Source organism: Salinicola endophyticus (genome assembly GCF_003206575.1).
GTDB lineage: Bacteria > Pseudomonadota > Gammaproteobacteria > Pseudomonadales > Halomonadaceae > Salinicola > Salinicola endophyticus.
On the sequence record NZ_PZJO01000001.1, the window covers coordinates 28,169 to 43,462 of the forward strand.

Below are 15,294 nucleotides of genomic sequence, written 5' to 3' on the forward strand. Positions count from 1 at the left end.
CCGTTCGGCCCCGCTCATTGGCCCCGCGTCTGCGCCACGCACTGTTCGAGCTCCTCCAGGAAGCTCTCCAGCACCAGATTGGGCGGGCGCCCCTTGCGGGTGATCGCGTAATAGCGGGTGGCGTACTCGTAGGTGTCGGGGGCGAGGCGCCGCATGCGCCCGTGGTCGCTCCAGCGCCGGGCGTAGTGGGTGGGCAGAAAGCCGATATAGCTGCCGGTGAGCACCAGAAAGGCGACCCCCTCGCGATCGGTGGCGGAGGCCATCGGCTTGAGCGCTTCGTGCACGCGCTTGATCTCGGGCGTCTGGGCATAGGAGGGCACCACCGCATCGTAGCCGGCGATCTCGTTCACGCTCGGCGCCTCGCGCGCAAACAGCGGATGCCGGTCGCTGCAGTAGAGTGCCGACTGCTCTTCGTACAGTGCCAGGTAGTCGAGCCCCGGCACGCGCTTGAGTTCCGGCACCACCCCCGCGTGCAGGCTGCCACCGAGCACCGCCATCTCGATGTCGTTGGGCGGGGCCATGCGGATATTGATGTGCACGTTGTCGCCACGCGTCTTGAGTGCACGCAGCGCCTCGGTCACCTGCATATTGGGCAGCGTGACCAGATTGTCGGTGATGCCGATATTGAGCTCGCCGGTCAACCGCGAGTGCAGGCCGTTGACCCGGGTACGGAAGTCCTCCACCGCGGCCAAGAGCTGCACCGTGGCGTCATACACGTCACGCCCTTCGCTGGTCATGCGGAAGCCGCTGCGCCCGCGCTGGCACAGGCGCATCGAGAGCCGTGTCTCCAGGTCGCTCATCGCCATGCTGATCGCCGCGCGGCTGATATTGAGCTCGACCTCCGCCGACGAGAAGCCACCGCACTCCACCACCTTGCGGAAGATGCGCAACAGGCGCAGATCGACGTCGCCCAACTGCCCCATCAGCGTGATTCTGCGCTGGCTCATCCCCCACTCTCTCCTCTGGTCGCTCTGCGCAGCTGATCCCCGGCACCCCTAGCGCCTTGCATCCTGGCACCCTCGACGTCGCTACCCGGGCCTGTTCACGACGCCCGATGGTGGCACCTGCCCCGGGAAATCCCGGAGGCTGCAAAAGTTAACCAAACGCTTCAGTGACCTTAAGCATACCGGGATTGTTTGACGCTCTCCTACTGCCGCAGGCTACGGAACAGCACATTCGAAACGCAACGCCGGCCCATGCCCGGCGTTGCGTGCCTTCCCATGGATTCACGACCAGGAGACGCTGCCCCATGTCCTCCCCGATTACGCATTTCATCGATGGCCAGCGCGTCGCGCTGAACGCCACCCGTACCAGCCCGGTGTTCAACCCCTCCACCGGCGCCCAGTCCGGAGAGGTCCTGCTGGCCTCCCGCGATGACGTCGAGTATGCCATCACCGCCGCCAGCCGCGCCTTCACGAGCTGGTCAGCACTCTCGCCGCTGAAGCGTTCGCGCATCCTGTTCAACTACAAGACGCTGCTGGAGCAGCACAGCGACGAGCTGGCACGCCTGATCTCCCAGGAGCACGGCAAGGTCTTCTCCGACGCCAAGGGTGAGCTGACCCGCGGCCTGGAAGTGGTCGAGTTCGCCTGCGGCATGCCGCACCTGCAGAAGGGGGAGCACTCGCTCAACGTCGGCACGGGCATCGACTCCTTCTCGATGATGCAGCCGCTCGGCGTGTGCGCCGGCATCACCCCGTTCAACTTCCCGGCCATGGTGCCGCTGTGGATGTTCCCGATCGCCATCGCCGCCGGTAACACCTTCGTGCTCAAGCCGTCGGAGAAGGACCCCTCGGCCACCCTGCGCCTCGCCGAGCTGTTCAGTGAAGCGGGCCTGCCCGAGGGCGTACTCAACGTGGTCAACGGCGACAAGGAAGCGGTCGATACCCTGCTCACCGACCCGCGGGTACAGGCGGTCAGCTTTGTCGGCTCGACGCCGATCGCCGAGTACGTCTACGCCACTGCCTCTGCCCACGGCAAGCGCGTGCAGGCCCTCGGCGGGGCCAAGAACCATATGGTGATCATGCCCGATGCCGACCTCGACCAGGCCGCGGACGCGCTGATGGGCGCGGCCTACGGGAGTGCCGGCGAGCGCTGCATGGCGATCTCGGTGGCAATGCCGGTGGGCGACGAGACCGCCGAGAAGCTGCGCGAGAAACTGCTGTCACGGCTGGACGAGCTGCGCGTGGGCGAGAGCCTCACCGACGGCCCGGACAACGACATGGGCCCGCTGGTGTCGCGCGCGCACCTGGAGAAGGTGAGCGGCTATATCGAGCAGGGCGCGCAGGAAGGCGCCGAGCTGGTGCGCGATGGCCGCCAGCTCCAGCACGACAGCGACGGCTTCTTCATCGGCGGCACCCTGTTCGACCACGTCAAGCCGGGCATGCGCATCTACGACGAGGAGATCTTCGGCCCGGTACTGGCGATCGCCCGTGCCGAGAGCTTCGATGCCGCGGTCAAGATGGTCAACGACCACGAGTTCGGCAATGGTACCGCCATCTTCACCCGTGACGGCGACAGCGCGCGGCAGTACTGCGAGCAGATTCAGGTCGGTATGGTCGGGGTCAACGTGCCGATCCCGGTGCCCATGGCGTTCCACAGCTTCGGCGGCTGGAAGCGCTCGCTGTTCGGCGCGCTGCACGTACACGGTGCCGACGGCGTACGCTTCTACACGCGCATGAAGACAGTCACCGCACGCTGGCCTTCCGGGCTGCGGGAAGCGACCAATCAGTACACCATGCCAACGCTCTAGGCCATGCCTGAAAAGTACTGTGCCCCGAACATCATGTGATACGACAGGATTCCCCATGCACTCGATCGACAATCAGCAGGTGAAGGCGCTCGACCGCGCCCACGTATTCCACTCCTGGTCGGCCCAGGGCGCACTCGATCCGCTGGTGATCAAGAGCGGCGAAGGCTGTCGCCTGTGGGACTACGACGGCCGCGAGTACCTCGACTTCTCCAGCCAGCTGGTCAATACCAACATCGGCCACCAGCACCCGCGGGTGATCGCGGCGATCAAGGCCCAGGCCGACGAGCTGACCACCGTCGCCCCTGCCCATGCCAACTGGATGCGCGGGCGCGCCGCCGAGAAGATCCTCGAACGCGCTCCGGCCGGCTTCGCCAAGGTGTTCTTCACCAACGCCGGCGCGGACGCCAACGAAAACGCCATCCGCATGGCGCGGGCGGTCACCGGCCGCGACAAGATCCTCTCGGCCTACCGCTCCTACCACGGCGGCACCGGCTCGGCGATCGCCGCCACCGGGGATTTCCGCCGCGTGCCCAACGAGTACGCCCGCGGCCACGTGCACTTCTTCAACCCCTGGCTCTATCGCAGCGAATTCTGGGCCGGCAACGAGGAGGAGGAGTGCCAGCGCGCGCTGCACCACCTGCGCCGGGTGATCGAGTGCGAGGGGCCGGCGAGCATCGCCGGGCTGCTGCTCGAGACCATCCCGGGCACCGCCGGCGTCCTGGTGCCGCCGCCGGGCTATCTGGCCGGCGTGCGCGCGCTGGCCGACGAGTTCGGCCTGGTGCTGATCTTCGATGAGGTGATGGCCGGCTTCGGCCGCACCGGCGCCTGGCTGGCGCTGGACCACTTCGGCGTGGTGCCGGATCTGATCACCTTCGCCAAGGGGGTCAACTCCGGCTACGTGCCCGCCGGTGGGGTGATCGTCAACCAGCGCATCGCCCACCACTTCGACGACGAGATGTTCTACGGCGGCCTGACCTACTCCGGCCACCCGCTGGCCATGGCAGCGATCTGCGCCACCCTGGAGACGATGCAGGAGGAGGGTATCGTCGACAACGCCCGCCAGATCGGCGAGACGGTGCTCACCCCCGGCCTCGCCCGCCTGGCCCAGCGACATGCCCATGTCGGCGAGGTACGCGGCCTGGGGGTGTTCCACGCCATCGAGCTGGTCGAGGACCGGGACAGCCGTAAACCGCTGGCCGCGGCCAAGGTCGGCAAGCTCAAGCAGGCGATGCTGGCGCGTGGCCTGCTGGCATTCGTGGTGGCCAACCGCATCCATGTCGTGCCGCCGTGCATCGTCACCGCCGGTGAAGCCGAACAGGGGTTGGCGATCATCGACGAGGCACTGGGTACACTGGGCTGAGAGGCGGCCGGACCGAACACCGGCCAGACCCGGCGGGCGTGGCGTCTATCCCGACATAACGCCCAAGACGACGCGCCCGCTGCCATTCGACCCATCCGAAAGGAGTTTCCCATGCAGATCGCCGCCTGGCAGGCACTGAGCACCCACGGCGATATCGCCACCAACCTTGCGCGGCTGGACGAGAGCGCCCGTCGCGCCGCGGCGGAAGGCGCGGCGCTGTTGATCACCCCGGAGATGTTCCTGACCGGCTACGTGCTCGGCGACGACACCCGGCGGCTGGCGCAGGCAGCACCGCTGGAGCGCGCGCGAGAGATCGCCGCGCGCCACGCCATCGGGCTGGTGGTGGGCGGGCCGGAGATCGAGTCCGGCGCCTGCTACAACGCCGCCCATCTGATCGCTGACGACGGCCAGGTGCTCGCGCGCTACCACAAGGCGCATCTGTTCGGTGATGTCGACCGCGATCAGTTCACCGCCGGTGACCGCGCCACCTGCGTGGCGGACTATCGCGGCGTACGTATCGCGCTGCTGATCTGCTACGACGTGGAGTTCCCGGAGAGCGTCCGCGCCGCGGCACGCCAGGGCGCCGAGCTGATCTGCGTGCCCACCGCCCAGATGCAACCATTCGCCCACGTCAACCGGCGGCTCATCCCCACCCGGGCCTGGGAGAGCCAGGTCTATGTGGCCTATACCAACCAGCACGGCCACGAGGCAGCGTTCGACTACGTCGGCCACAGCCTGATCGTGGCGCCGAATGGCGAGCCCCTCGCCGAGGCGCCCAGCGCCGGCGAAGCGCTCATCCATGCCGAGATCGACCCCGCCGCGGTGGCCGCGGGCCGTGCCGCCAACCCCTATCTCGACGACCTGCGCCAGGAGCTATTCACCCCCTAGACAGCGTCATCGCGACAACCCGAATTTCCAACCAATAACAACGAGGAAATCGTCCCATGGACAACACCACTCCTGCGGACCCGACGCGCCTTCACGGCAGTCTGGGTACCGGCAGTATCGTCTTCATGGTCATCGCCGCCGCGGCACCGCTCACGGTGATCGGCGGCAATGCCCCCATCGCGCTGGCCTCCGGCAACGGTGCCGGCGCCCCGGTGGGCTTTCTCATCGCCTCGCTGGTGATGCTGATCTTCTCGGTCGGCTTCGTGGCGATGACGCCCCACGTCAAGGAGGCCGGCGCCTTCTTCTCCTATGTCACCCTCGGGCTGGGCCAGCGGCTGGGTCTGGGTACCGCGTTCATGGCGCTGGTCGCCTACACCGCCATCCAGGCCGGCGTCTACGGTTACATGGGCTGGGCGGTCGGCGATTTCGTCCGCCATAGCGGCGGCCCCACCATCCCCTGGTGGATCTACTCGCTGCTCACCGTCGCCATCGTCGCCTATCTCGGCTATCGCCATATCGATCTCAGCGCCAAGGTGCTGGGGGTCGCGCTGGTGCTGGAGATTGCCGTGGTGGTGATCATGAACCTGACCATCTTCGCCGACGGCGGCGCCCAGGGTATCGAGTTCTCCTCCTTCGCGCCGAGTACCGCTCTCACCAGCGGTCTCGGCGTGGCGGTCCTGTTCGCGCTCACCGGTTTCATCGGCTTCGAGGCCACCGCGGTGTTCCGCGACGAGGCCCGCCAGCCGGCGCGTACCATCCCCAGGGCGACCTATCTCGCGGTGCTGATCATCGGCGTGTTCTACACCCTCTCGGTATGGGCCCTGGTGATCGCCAACGGCGCCGGAGAGGTCGCCGGCATCGCCCAGAAGACCCTGGATGGCGACGCCAATCTGCTGCTCGACACCGCCGAGCTCTACACCGGCAGTGTCATGCGCGATCTGATGCAGGTGCTGCTGCTCACCAGCCTCTTCGCCTGCGTGCTGAGCTTCCACAACGTGCTCGCCCGCTATCAGTTCACCCTGGCGCGCCAGGGCACGCTGCCGCGGCGGTTGGCCCGCATTCACCCGCGGCATCGCGCGCCCTCCTACGCCTCGCTGGTGCAGACGCTCACCGCACTAGCGCTGATGCTGCTGTGTCTGGCACTGGGCCTGGACCCGCTGACGCAGGTGTTCGGTTATATGGCGGGTATCGCCACCGTGGGCATGATCGGCCTGATGCTGCTGACGACCCTGGCGTCGCTGGCGTTCTTCCGGCGTCATCCGGAACTCGCCTGGCAACGCCGCTGGCAGACCCGTATCGCCCCCAGCCTCGCCGCTCTGCTGCTGCTCGCCAGCCTGCTACTGGTGCTCTCCAACTTCACGCTGGTGACCGGTGGCAGTATCGGTATCAGCGCCCTGCTGGCCCTGATTCCGCTGCTCGCCCTGCTGGTGGGGGCGCTGTTCGGCCGCGCCCGAGCGATGGCCGGCGAAGCGCCGCTCTCGCCGCCCGGCGCCGGGGCTTATTGATCGGCGGCGTCGACTGTCGAGTCGGCCATGCCACTGGGTGTGGCCAAGCTGACGTGTATCGGCTCACCGGCAGCGTAGCGCCCCGGCGTACACCCGAAGACGCCATGAAAGCGGGCGATAAAGGCGCTGGCACTGGTATAGCCTAGTGTCAGCGCCGCGCTCTGTACCGTCTCCCCCGAGGCCAGGAGTTCCAACGAGCGCAACAGCCGCGCGCGCTGGCGCCACTGGGTCAGGGTAAAGCCGGTCTCCTTGACGAAGCGACGCGACAGCGTGCGCGTGGATACATGGGCCCAGATGGCCCATTCACTCAATCGCCGCTCATCCTGCGGGCATCTTGCGATGGCGTCGGCGACACGACGCAAGCGCGAGCCGCTTGGATACGGCAAGCCCAGCGGCTCGTGGGGAGCCGCGCAGGCTTCATCGAGCAGTGCTAGCGCGAGACGACGATGGGCCGGGTCGTCCGGCCCGCGTGTATCACCCGCTAGCCGCCTCACCATCTCGAGCCACAGCGGCGACATCAGACAGAGATAGGGCGTGCTCGGAAAATGCACGCAATGCGCTGGCGCCACATAGGCGCTCCAGCCTTCGAAGTCACCATGAGAGGACATGCCGTGGGGCACGTCCGGCGGTACCCACATCGCATAGGTGGCGGGCACCACCCAGCGACCGTGGTCGCCGTCGACCGTGATCAATCCCTTCGATGTCCCCAGCCACTGGCCACGAGCATGCGTATGACGAGGCGTCGTGCGTCCCTGCTCGTCACATCTCGCCACCACCAGCACCGGGGGGCCTTCCGAGCTATCCGCACGGGAGGGATCGAGCATGGGCGTGCGCATCAAGATTGGCCTCTTTGTGCTATCGAATGACCTTCAACGCTTATCCATGACACGTCGATACCCTCTATCGTGAGCGAATACCACGCCTCGACCGGAGACAATGCATGCGACCAGAAGACCTTCTCCCCGATGAACAGGATCGTATCGAACGTGATGGCATCAGCATTCGCAAGGGCACGGTGGGTGCCTTCCTGGCGAGTGCCAGAGTGTGGCTCGATCCGCTGACAACAGATGCCGAGCGCCAACGGGCAGCGGACAGTATCGAAACCTTGAGACCCGCACTCGAGGCGCTGGGACTGTTCGATATCCTCGAAGTTCGCGACGACGCGCTGCGCAGCAGCATGCACGCCTCGGCGGCCGACGATGATACGACGCACCCGGCCGCCGGCCCTCGCCGAGACGACAGCTAACGCGGCAGCAGCTGCGGCGCAGCACCGCTCAGCGCGACGAGCTGTCGGGCGTAGTCCCTGCGGTATCTCTTCGCCCGCTGGCGACGCTGCGTAGCCGCACTTTCGAAAGCGCCCGGCAGGCAGCGGCCTTCGCCGGCGTGATGTCTGTAAGCTGGGAATCAGGCAGTTCCGTACGAGGCCGGCTTCGCTCATTGAAAGCCGGCAATCCGAAGCTACGTCAGAGCCTATACATGTCGGCTATCGTCGGCATAAGTCGAAACCCGGATATATCGGCGCTCTATCGGCGGCTGACAGGCAATGGCAAGAGCAAAATGGAAGCCACGAACCGCTTAATGAGACGTTCGTGAACGGTCTGGAAAGATTGTATATAGTATATGATCTCATTGGGCCACCTATACTACGAAACCACGAAGGATCTGCACAGGACTCCCCAAACAGCAATTGGCCGGTCACGATGCTGGTTGAATTCGAGGACACGAAAGGCCTCTTCCGGCTGGTCGTACTCGCCGAGAATACCTCCCTCGAAGAAATCATGTCCCGCGCAACTTTTCACAAGCGGATAGCAATTCTTCCAAAGCAATACACCAACAAGCTTATCTATCCTCAGGGTTCCGCGTGATCGAGCCTTTCTTCATTGGGGATGAATATGGATGTTCATACAGAGCTAGCTGGCTCCTTCCTCGATTGTGATGCATTGCCTAAACGTGCAACTGGTCAGTGCTTTGGAACATTCGGTGAGTTGCTCCAAGGAGTGTTACCCAACAACCGGCATTTCCTCGTGACGCTTCCCGTGGACCTCGAAACCGTTGTCGATTTCGAAGTGAATGAGGACACCCGAGTTTCAGCTTCCATAGCTTCCCGAACCAAGGCTTGCCGAGCAGCGGATGAGTACCTCTGCCGCAACGACTTGCCTCCCGGAGGAAAACTCCACTTCAAGTCCGTATTCCCCGCAGGTAAGGGCCTTGCAAGCTCATCAGCAGATATGGTCGCAGCTATACGAGCAGCTGCCAGAGCTCATCTGCGTGAAGTGGTCCCTTTTGAGATTGAATGCATTCTGCGGAATATCGAGCCAACCGATGGAGTGATGTACGACGGCGTCGTCTCCTTCTACCACCGCGATGTAGAGCTGGATGAGCGACTTGGCGATGTCCCTCCCCTTTCAATCATAGGAGCCTGTCGCTCCGGGGAGTGCGACACCATCAAGTTCAATCAGGCTCGACATGAAGTATCAGCTCAGCTACGGGGAGAATATCTGGAACTGCTTAAGGAGATAAAGACTGCTTTCCGCAACAATGATCTTAAGTCACTTGGTGCGATTTCGACTCGCAGTTGTGAGTTATCCCAAACCTTCAATCCCATGCCCCACTTAGACACCATGCACTCTCTCATGGTCGAAACAGATGCACTCGGACTGATCGCAGCCCACTCGGGAACCTACCTCGGACTGCTCTATGACGTGAATGATCCTGAGCGAGTCAGCAAGTCAACCTACGCGCAGATGAAGCTTCAAGCAAATCGAATCAGCTCCCAACATTACAGAACGGTATAAAAGATGCTTAGATACAAATCCGCGCTGGATGCTATGCGGGACGCGACCTTGTTCATCCTGGAAGATAATCTCCACATGGTGTCCTTCAAAGCAATGAAGATCGTCCCTGCTAACTACATCATCAAGAAGGCCTTATCCCGTAGAGATCTGAAGCCCGGGGGATTGGTGGCTGAGACATCAAGCGGTAACTTCGCTCTTGGGATGGCCATCGTTTGCAATCGCATGAACCTTCGCTTCGTTGCCATTGGCGATCCGATTATTGACGAGTCGTACAAACGTCAGCTTGAAATGCTTGGCGGCCGTGTTGAGATCATCACCGACAAGAAAGGAGCAGCGGGTTACCAAAAAGCTCGGCTTGATCGCCTTCATGAAATTCTTGCTAGCGAACCCGATGCATTTTGGTGCCGACAATACGACAACGATGACAACGCAAATGCCTACTCAGAGATCGGACAGCAGCTCAAAGAGCTCATCGGCCCCCGAGCAATCCTGGTGGCTCCCGTGGGCTCTGGTGGCTCCAGTTGCGGCATAGCATCATCAATGCGCAATGCAGGTGCGGACTGCACTCTAATTGGGGTAGACACATTCAACAGCGTTCTCTTCGGCCAAGGTGGTGGCCCTGTCAGGCTGCGAGGGCTCGGCAACACGGTGATGCCGAAAAATCTACGTCATCAACTGTTCGATGACGTGCACTGGCTCACACCAGAGCTAGCAAACCACTATACACGCCTGCTTTACAGCTCCACCGGCCATTTCCGTGGCCCTACTACTGGGGCTGCATACAACGTTGCTCGCTTTGTGCGAGACCAGAACCCTGGTGTACCCATTGTGTTTCTAAGTCCAGATGATGGCTCACGCTACACCAACACAGCCTATCTCGAGGACTCCAATGCCTCTGCCTTCGAGCACCTGGCCCCTCATCGCCTCCAATGGCCGACCGAGTACGATGCAAATACTCATTGGGCATGGATGCACTGGAATCGCAAGTCAATTCAGGCATATCGATGATCTATGGCTATTATCTACATTGAGTCAAATACCACAGGTTTCGGTGAGGCACTTCTAACAGCATCACTGCCGTATGACGATGTTTATTTCTTGCTTCGCGACCCGTCGAAGTATGCCTTTCTCAACAAACTGGACCCCCGCATCCACATTAAGATATGCGATACATCATCCATCGATGCTGTCGCAGATGAAATCTCTCACATAGATGACGTTCGCTATGTGACGTCGACGAGTGATGGCTACATCCAGATCGCTTCTGAGGTTACCGAGCGCCTTGTCTTGATCGGCAACTCCCCAAGCTCAGTCAACTTGTGCCGTGACAAATTCAGCCTCCAGAGTGTGCTGAGAGACTATGGCATCAAATACCCAGTAACGAGAGAGATCCAGAAGCCGAACGATTTAAAGGGTCTCGACTACCCTGTCATAGTGAAACCCCGTCAAGGCACAGGGAGCACCGGTGTTCGGTTCATTGAAAGCTGCGATCAAATGCCACAGTTAACCGAGGGCAGTTGGATTTTACAGCAGTTTGCTCCGGGTACTGAATTTTCTATTGAGACGTTCACAGATGACCAAGGACATCACCTACTGGCCGTGACACGCAAGTTCGTTACAAAGCCTCCTCACTTCCTCGAGCTAGCGCATGTGCTTCCTCTGGAGTTGGACGATACAACGCATAGAAGAATTACCGAGACCGCTATCCGTGCTCTCGATGCCGTTGGGTACACCTTTGGGCCTGCCCACACTGAGCTGAAAATTCACGGTGATAGTGTGACTGTGATTGAGATTAACGCTCGATTAGCCGGCGGCATGATTCCTCGGCTTATGGAGCATGCCTATGGCTGGTCGGTCGTAGACCTTTACATTCGGAGCTATCTCTCAGGGCGTTGCCAGTTCAATATCCCCAAGCCTTACTTAACCACTGCTGTGTCGTTCATCGTCCCGGAAGTCGACCGACCATACTTGGGTGTTGAATTTTCCGCTGAGTGTTTCGAGTCCGGCGAGTTCCACACTTCAGGCAGAAATAAAGGAAAATTCGACTTCTCTGATCGTGCAGGCTACGTTATTGCTACTGGTACTCATGGTATGGCAGCCCTTCGTAGTTCGCTCAGGAGTAGGAAATGCAGCCGTGTACTATACACCGACACCCATGAAACCCAAGTAGATGCAAAGGACATTTATGAGATCGTCAACCAAAAATCTGGACCTCCACGATTCGGTAAACTGACATCCAACTTGCTGACCATCGAGAAGGCTCACCTACTCATGCTGCGATCTCAGGGTGTGATTAAGCCAGGTCAATTCTGCGATCTTAAAGAGGCAGTTTTGGCATTGGAGTACAACCCTGAGTTGCTAGAGGAGCATCACTCAGGCCGCGGAGACTACTTTGACTATGAGCAATACGTAATCAGTCGCTGCGGTCGAAACACTGGTGGGATGATCCAAGCGGCCCGTTCCCGAAACGACATCAACGCAACCCACTTACTCTTGTCTGTAAAAGAAGTGATAAACGCGGTAGTGGAGCGCGTAATCATACTAGAGGAAACCTTGGCCAGCCGAGCAAGCGAGACTCTAGACGTTCCGTTGCCCATCTATAGCCAGTACCAAACAGCAATGCCAGGTACTGCTGGCCACTATATGGCAGCACAGGGAGAGATCCTACTAGATTCTCTCGACCCACTGATCGCTATGCGAGACGAGCTCGAGAGATCCCCGCTCGGGGCCTGTGCCGGTGCAGGGACAAGTTTCAATACTGACTCCCAGTACACCGCGAGGTTGCTCGGTTTCAAATCCGGCCCAACCAACTCCCTCAGTGCAATTACAGATAAAAATCCAGCACTTAGATGTGCCAGTCTGATGACGATCCTAAGCGGAGACATCAATCGAATCGCGAGCGACCTCCAACTGTGGTCAATGAGAGAAATCGCCTTTATCACACTTCCCAAGGGTATGTATGGTGGGTCATCGAACATGCCCCAGAAGCGTAATCCCTATCTGCTGGAATGGCTCAGACTGCACCACGACCTAAACGTAGGTCACTTGACTGGAGCTTTCTCCTCGCTGACCCACATTCCGACTGGAAACTCCTACCAGGCAAGCCGCATAGCTGTTGAGATCGTCGCGGAGATAGCAGAAAAGCTGCTCGATATGCTGGATGTTTTGACATACGCGATTGAAGGCCTCTGCATCGATACCATTAGAACGGTGAGAGCCGTCAAACACGGAAATGCTTGCGCAACCATCGTGGCTGAGAGTTTGGTACAGCAAGGAAAATCATCCTTTCGTGACGCTCACACAGCAGTTGGGACTGTTCTGCTATCCGGCGGTGGCAACAAAGATTCTTTGTCGACGGCCGCGGCAAACTTGCTGACCGAGTTAGAGAGTGAGGCTGATGGCGCCCAAGCCTATGAGCGTCTTGTAGGTGGGGGAGGCCCCGCAAAGGACAACACACAAGCTGCTGTTACTTCATTGAGTGGTCGTCTGCGAGCTGTAGCTCGTCATCAACTCGCATTCAGGGCGCGAGAGAACGCCAACAAACGAGATCTCGACAATCGATTTAGGAGAACAAACTGATGCCCAGGGTCACGTTGCTCTGCTCCGACGGTCCCCACCACTTGTATCTTGCGGCTGAGTTGCAAAAAGCCTTCGGTGAGGTGCGAGTGATTGTTGAGCCTGGTTACGCTCAGGTTTTACGACTTCGAAGGACGGGCAACTATCGCGACTACCTATGGTCTCGGTATCACGATATACGGCGGCGTGTTTTTGGTTACTCCAAATTTCGCCAACGATATTTTTCACGCGAGGATGCCATTCGAGACTGGAAATGTCTCCGTGCACTTGAGGGGGTGAAGTTTCTAGAAACCCCATGGATCAACGATTCCTGTGTCATCGGTGCGCTTCGCGAGGAAGTTTCAGATGCCTATATAGTGATGGGCACCAAGATTATTGGTTCGAAGGTGCTAGCAGAGATTCCGTCTGACAGGATCATCAACGTGCATGGTGGCCACCTCCCTGAGTACAAGGGAAACCATTGTTTCTTTTTCGCACTTTATAACGGCGACTACGACAAACTCGGCGCTACCATCCATCGCGTCTCATCGAGCTTAGATGCTGGTGAGATCATCAGCCACCACTCCGTGAATTTTGAGTACGGCGATAACTCTGAGACGTTGTACTCGCGCGCAGAGAAACAGGCGGTTGTCTCGCTTGTCAACCGCTTACGGCTCTATCCTGATATCTCCCGTTGGGAGAACTCCCCTCAACCAGATAGGGGGACCGTATATCGAATGCGCGACCGAGGCCCGCTCGTAGAACTCAGACATCATCTTGCGATGCGTCGCCAGAGCGGTGACACTACAGCGAATGATCAGGAAGGGAGGCGAATTCGATGAATGATAGTTTGATTATTCAGTTATTTCAGATCTCATTGTTTGCCGTCCCCCTGGTCATCTCGCCGGGTCCCAACAATTTGCTGGTGACAACAAATTGTGCCCAGTTTGGCTACCGGCGAACTTTGCCACCGTTAATCGGTATATCTCTGGGGGTTTTCGTTCTATTCATGGGGGTCGCTCTCGGCCTTGGAGGAGTTTTGAGCCGCTATCCTGCCCTTCATACTGCTCTCAAGGTCGTAGGGTCGGCATATATTTTGTACCTCGCCTACAAGCTTTATACTTCAAAATCGACTGGCACAGCGGAGCATGGGAATGATCACCCCATAACTCTGGGTCAGGCAGCTTTATTACAAGTGCTGAATCCCAAGATCTGGTTACTCGCTGCCACTGCGACATCCACGTTTCTACCCCTTACCGGAGGGGTCTACACAGATGCTATCCTGCTTTCAATCACGCTGGGACTGATATTCTTTCCGTGTAACACTGTGTGGGCGATGGGAGGGGTAATGATGCGGCATTTTCTTCATGGCCGGATGTTCTTCCGTATCATGGGATTATTGACTGCATCCTCCGTGATTTTTCTACTTATATGATTATAACCCTCACATCTTCTATCAAATTCCGCAATGAATTCAACTTAGTTATCAAAGCAAACTATCAGTCGCGATCTATACGCTTACGAAGAGCCGCCGGTGGGTACCCATAATGCCGCTTAAAGGCGCTAGTAAACTGGCTATGCTGAGCATAACCACACTCAAGAGCAATCATCGCCACCTTTTCATCAGTCTTCTGAAGCAGATCATGTGCTTGGTTCATCCGAAGTTGGGTCAAGTATGCATGGGGTGATTGACCGAAGGTGTTCTTGAACTTGCGTAGAAAGTGGAATCGACTGAGATTAATGAGCCCAGCGAGGTCATCGAGCAGGATACGTTCCCCTAGATTTTCATTCAAATAACCCCGAATGAGAGTGGCTTGGCGTACTGACAGACACCCCCGCAGGTCTGTGTCCTCAAGGTCTTTCTCTGCGAAGTGATGGAATGTATTCTGCAGTATCCAGCACATCAGGCTATCAATCCCAAGAGATAGCGATTGATCAGTCCAATCCGCCTGCGCAAGGCTACGAGCAGCAGAGCTAATTACAGGGGCCGATTCCTGGAACACCTCTCGAAAATGACAACGCTCAGGCGCCTGGCGCATTGATTGAAGAAAATCGATGTCAAAACATCTAGGATCGAAGTAAATGTGGAGGAAATTCAGTCGATTGGTAATTTTCCATACCGACTTCCCTTCGCCCCTTGGGAACAGACAGATTGCGTCTTTAAAGCCCCTTCTCACAACTCTTTGCCCATGAATCTGGCTACAGTTCTCGCCTCCAGACAGATAGATGCTCAACACGTTCTCTGAAGAGCCGCTATATTCCGTTAGTGTGTCGTACCCAGACCACTCTGAAAGTACAATTCCAGACGGTAACCGCAAGGAACGGACAGCTTTAGCTCCAGCAGTTTCGAGTGAGCCCTGGACTGTCAGCGGATTGGGATATGTCATTTGCAACTCGACCTCATGAAGACTGCCGCTATCCCTTTACAAGTTCGGCCTCCAG

At 59.2% G+C, this 15,294-nt stretch carries 14 protein-coding genes; 11 read left to right on the top strand and 3 right to left on the bottom strand.

Annotation, left to right across the window (positions count from 1 at the left end; genetic code table 11):
- Positions 1–14 precede the first annotated feature (14 nt).
- Positions 15–947 (bottom strand): LysR family transcriptional regulator, encoded by a 933-nt coding sequence (locus DOM66_RS00130; RefSeq protein ID WP_110688901.1) that lies wholly within the window; start codon positions 945–947, stop codon positions 15–17.
- Positions 948–1,249: 302 nt separating this feature from the next.
- Here DOM66_RS00130 and DOM66_RS00135 point away from each other — a divergent pair, with 302 nt between their 5' ends.
- The 4 genes from DOM66_RS00135 (at position 1,250) to DOM66_RS00150 (ending at position 6,502) form a co-directional block, all read left to right on the top strand.
- Entirely contained in the window at positions 1,250–2,749 is a 1,500-nt protein-coding gene (locus DOM66_RS00135) for a CoA-acylating methylmalonate-semialdehyde dehydrogenase (protein ID WP_110688902.1), read from the top strand.
- A 55-nt stretch (positions 2,750–2,804) separates the two neighbouring features.
- Positions 2,805–4,109: an aspartate aminotransferase family protein gene (locus DOM66_RS00140; protein WP_110674993.1), complete on the top strand. Its 1,305-nt coding sequence runs from the start codon at positions 2,805–2,807 to the stop codon at positions 4,107–4,109.
- Positions 4,110–4,220: 111 nt separating this feature from the next.
- Positions 4,221–4,997: a carbon-nitrogen hydrolase family protein gene (locus DOM66_RS00145; protein ID WP_110674994.1), complete on the top strand. Its 777-nt coding sequence runs from the start codon at positions 4,221–4,223 to the stop codon at positions 4,995–4,997.
- A 56-nt stretch (positions 4,998–5,053) separates the two neighbouring features.
- Positions 5,054–6,502, top strand: a complete 1,449-nt coding sequence (locus DOM66_RS00150) for an APC family permease (RefSeq protein WP_110688903.1) — start codon at positions 5,054–5,056, stop codon at positions 6,500–6,502.
- Here the strand turns inward: DOM66_RS00150 and DOM66_RS00155 are convergent.
- The gene (locus tag DOM66_RS00155) at positions 6,496–7,338 is read right to left on the bottom strand and encodes an AraC family transcriptional regulator (protein WP_110688904.1); all 843 of its coding nucleotides are present in this window, start codon (positions 7,336–7,338) and stop codon (positions 6,496–6,498) included. The genes DOM66_RS00150 and DOM66_RS00155 overlap by 7 nt on opposite strands.
- Positions 7,339–7,442: 104 nt before the next feature.
- Between DOM66_RS00155 and DOM66_RS00160 the strand changes: the two genes are divergently transcribed.
- The 7 genes from DOM66_RS00160 (at position 7,443) to DOM66_RS00190 (ending at position 14,287) form a co-directional block, all read left to right on the top strand.
- Complete coding sequence (locus DOM66_RS00160; protein ID WP_110674996.1) at positions 7,443–7,748, top strand: hypothetical protein; 306 nt, start codon at positions 7,443–7,445, stop codon at positions 7,746–7,748.
- A gap of 41 nt (positions 7,749–7,789) precedes the next feature.
- The gene (locus DOM66_RS00165; protein WP_280951053.1) at positions 7,790–8,095 is read left to right on the top strand and encodes a transposase; all 306 of its coding nucleotides are present in this window, start codon (positions 7,790–7,792) and stop codon (positions 8,093–8,095) included.
- 299 nt (positions 8,096–8,394) lie between these two features.
- Positions 8,395–9,297 (top strand): GHMP family kinase ATP-binding protein, encoded by a 903-nt coding sequence (locus DOM66_RS00170; RefSeq protein ID WP_110675308.1) that lies wholly within the window; start codon positions 8,395–8,397, stop codon positions 9,295–9,297.
- Between the two features lie 48 nt (positions 9,298–9,345).
- Entirely contained in the window at positions 9,346–10,305 is a 960-nt protein-coding gene (locus DOM66_RS00175) for a pyridoxal-phosphate dependent enzyme (RefSeq protein WP_223161850.1), read from the top strand.
- Between the two features lie 3 nt (positions 10,306–10,308).
- The gene (locus DOM66_RS00180; protein WP_110688906.1) at positions 10,309–12,876 is read left to right on the top strand and encodes a lyase family protein; all 2,568 of its coding nucleotides are present in this window, start codon (positions 10,309–10,311) and stop codon (positions 12,874–12,876) included.
- Entirely contained in the window at positions 12,876–13,694 is an 819-nt protein-coding gene (locus DOM66_RS00185) for a formyl transferase (protein WP_110674999.1), read from the top strand. Before DOM66_RS00180 ends, DOM66_RS00185 begins: the two co-directional genes overlap by 1 nt.
- Positions 13,691–14,287: a LysE family translocator gene (locus DOM66_RS00190; RefSeq protein ID WP_110688907.1), complete on the top strand. Its 597-nt coding sequence runs from the start codon at positions 13,691–13,693 to the stop codon at positions 14,285–14,287. The genes DOM66_RS00185 and DOM66_RS00190 overlap by 4 nt, the downstream gene beginning before the upstream one ends.
- A 64-nt stretch (positions 14,288–14,351) precedes the next feature.
- Here DOM66_RS00190 and DOM66_RS00195 read toward each other — a convergent pair whose 3' ends face one another.
- Positions 14,352–15,239: a helix-turn-helix transcriptional regulator gene (locus tag DOM66_RS00195; RefSeq protein WP_110688908.1), complete on the bottom strand. Its 888-nt coding sequence runs from the start codon at positions 15,237–15,239 to the stop codon at positions 14,352–14,354.
- Positions 15,240–15,294 lie beyond the last annotated feature (55 nt).

Excerpts from the sequence above, each read along its gene's own strand:
- DOM66_RS00150 (WP_110688903.1), top strand. The coding sequence starts at position 5,054 with ATGGACAACACCACTCCTGCGGACCCGACGCGCCTTCACGGCAGTCTG.
- DOM66_RS00185 (WP_110674999.1), top strand. The coding sequence starts at position 12,876 with ATGCCCAGGGTCACGTTGCTCTGCTCCGACGGTCCCCACCACTTGTAT.
- DOM66_RS00195 (WP_110688908.1), bottom strand. The coding sequence starts at position 15,239 with ATGACATATCCCAATCCGCTGACAGTCCAGGGCTCACTCGAAACTGCT.
- DOM66_RS00140 (WP_110674993.1), top strand. The coding sequence starts at position 2,805 with ATGCACTCGATCGACAATCAGCAGGTGAAGGCGCTCGACCGCGCCCAC.
- DOM66_RS00155 (WP_110688904.1), bottom strand. The coding sequence starts at position 7,338 with ATGCGCACGCCCATGCTCGATCCCTCCCGTGCGGATAGCTCGGAAGGC.
- DOM66_RS00190 (WP_110688907.1), top strand. The coding sequence starts at position 13,691 with ATGAATGATAGTTTGATTATTCAGTTATTTCAGATCTCATTGTTTGCC.
- DOM66_RS00130 (WP_110688901.1), bottom strand. The coding sequence starts at position 947 with ATGAGCCAGCGCAGAATCACGCTGATGGGGCAGTTGGGCGACGTCGAT.
- DOM66_RS00170 (WP_110675308.1), top strand. The coding sequence starts at position 8,395 with ATGGATGTTCATACAGAGCTAGCTGGCTCCTTCCTCGATTGTGATGCA.
- DOM66_RS00135 (WP_110688902.1), top strand. The coding sequence starts at position 1,250 with ATGTCCTCCCCGATTACGCATTTCATCGATGGCCAGCGCGTCGCGCTG.
- DOM66_RS00180 (WP_110688906.1), top strand. The coding sequence starts at position 10,309 with ATGGCTATTATCTACATTGAGTCAAATACCACAGGTTTCGGTGAGGCA.
- DOM66_RS00145 (WP_110674994.1), top strand. The coding sequence starts at position 4,221 with ATGCAGATCGCCGCCTGGCAGGCACTGAGCACCCACGGCGATATCGCC.
- DOM66_RS00160 (WP_110674996.1), top strand. The coding sequence starts at position 7,443 with ATGCGACCAGAAGACCTTCTCCCCGATGAACAGGATCGTATCGAACGT.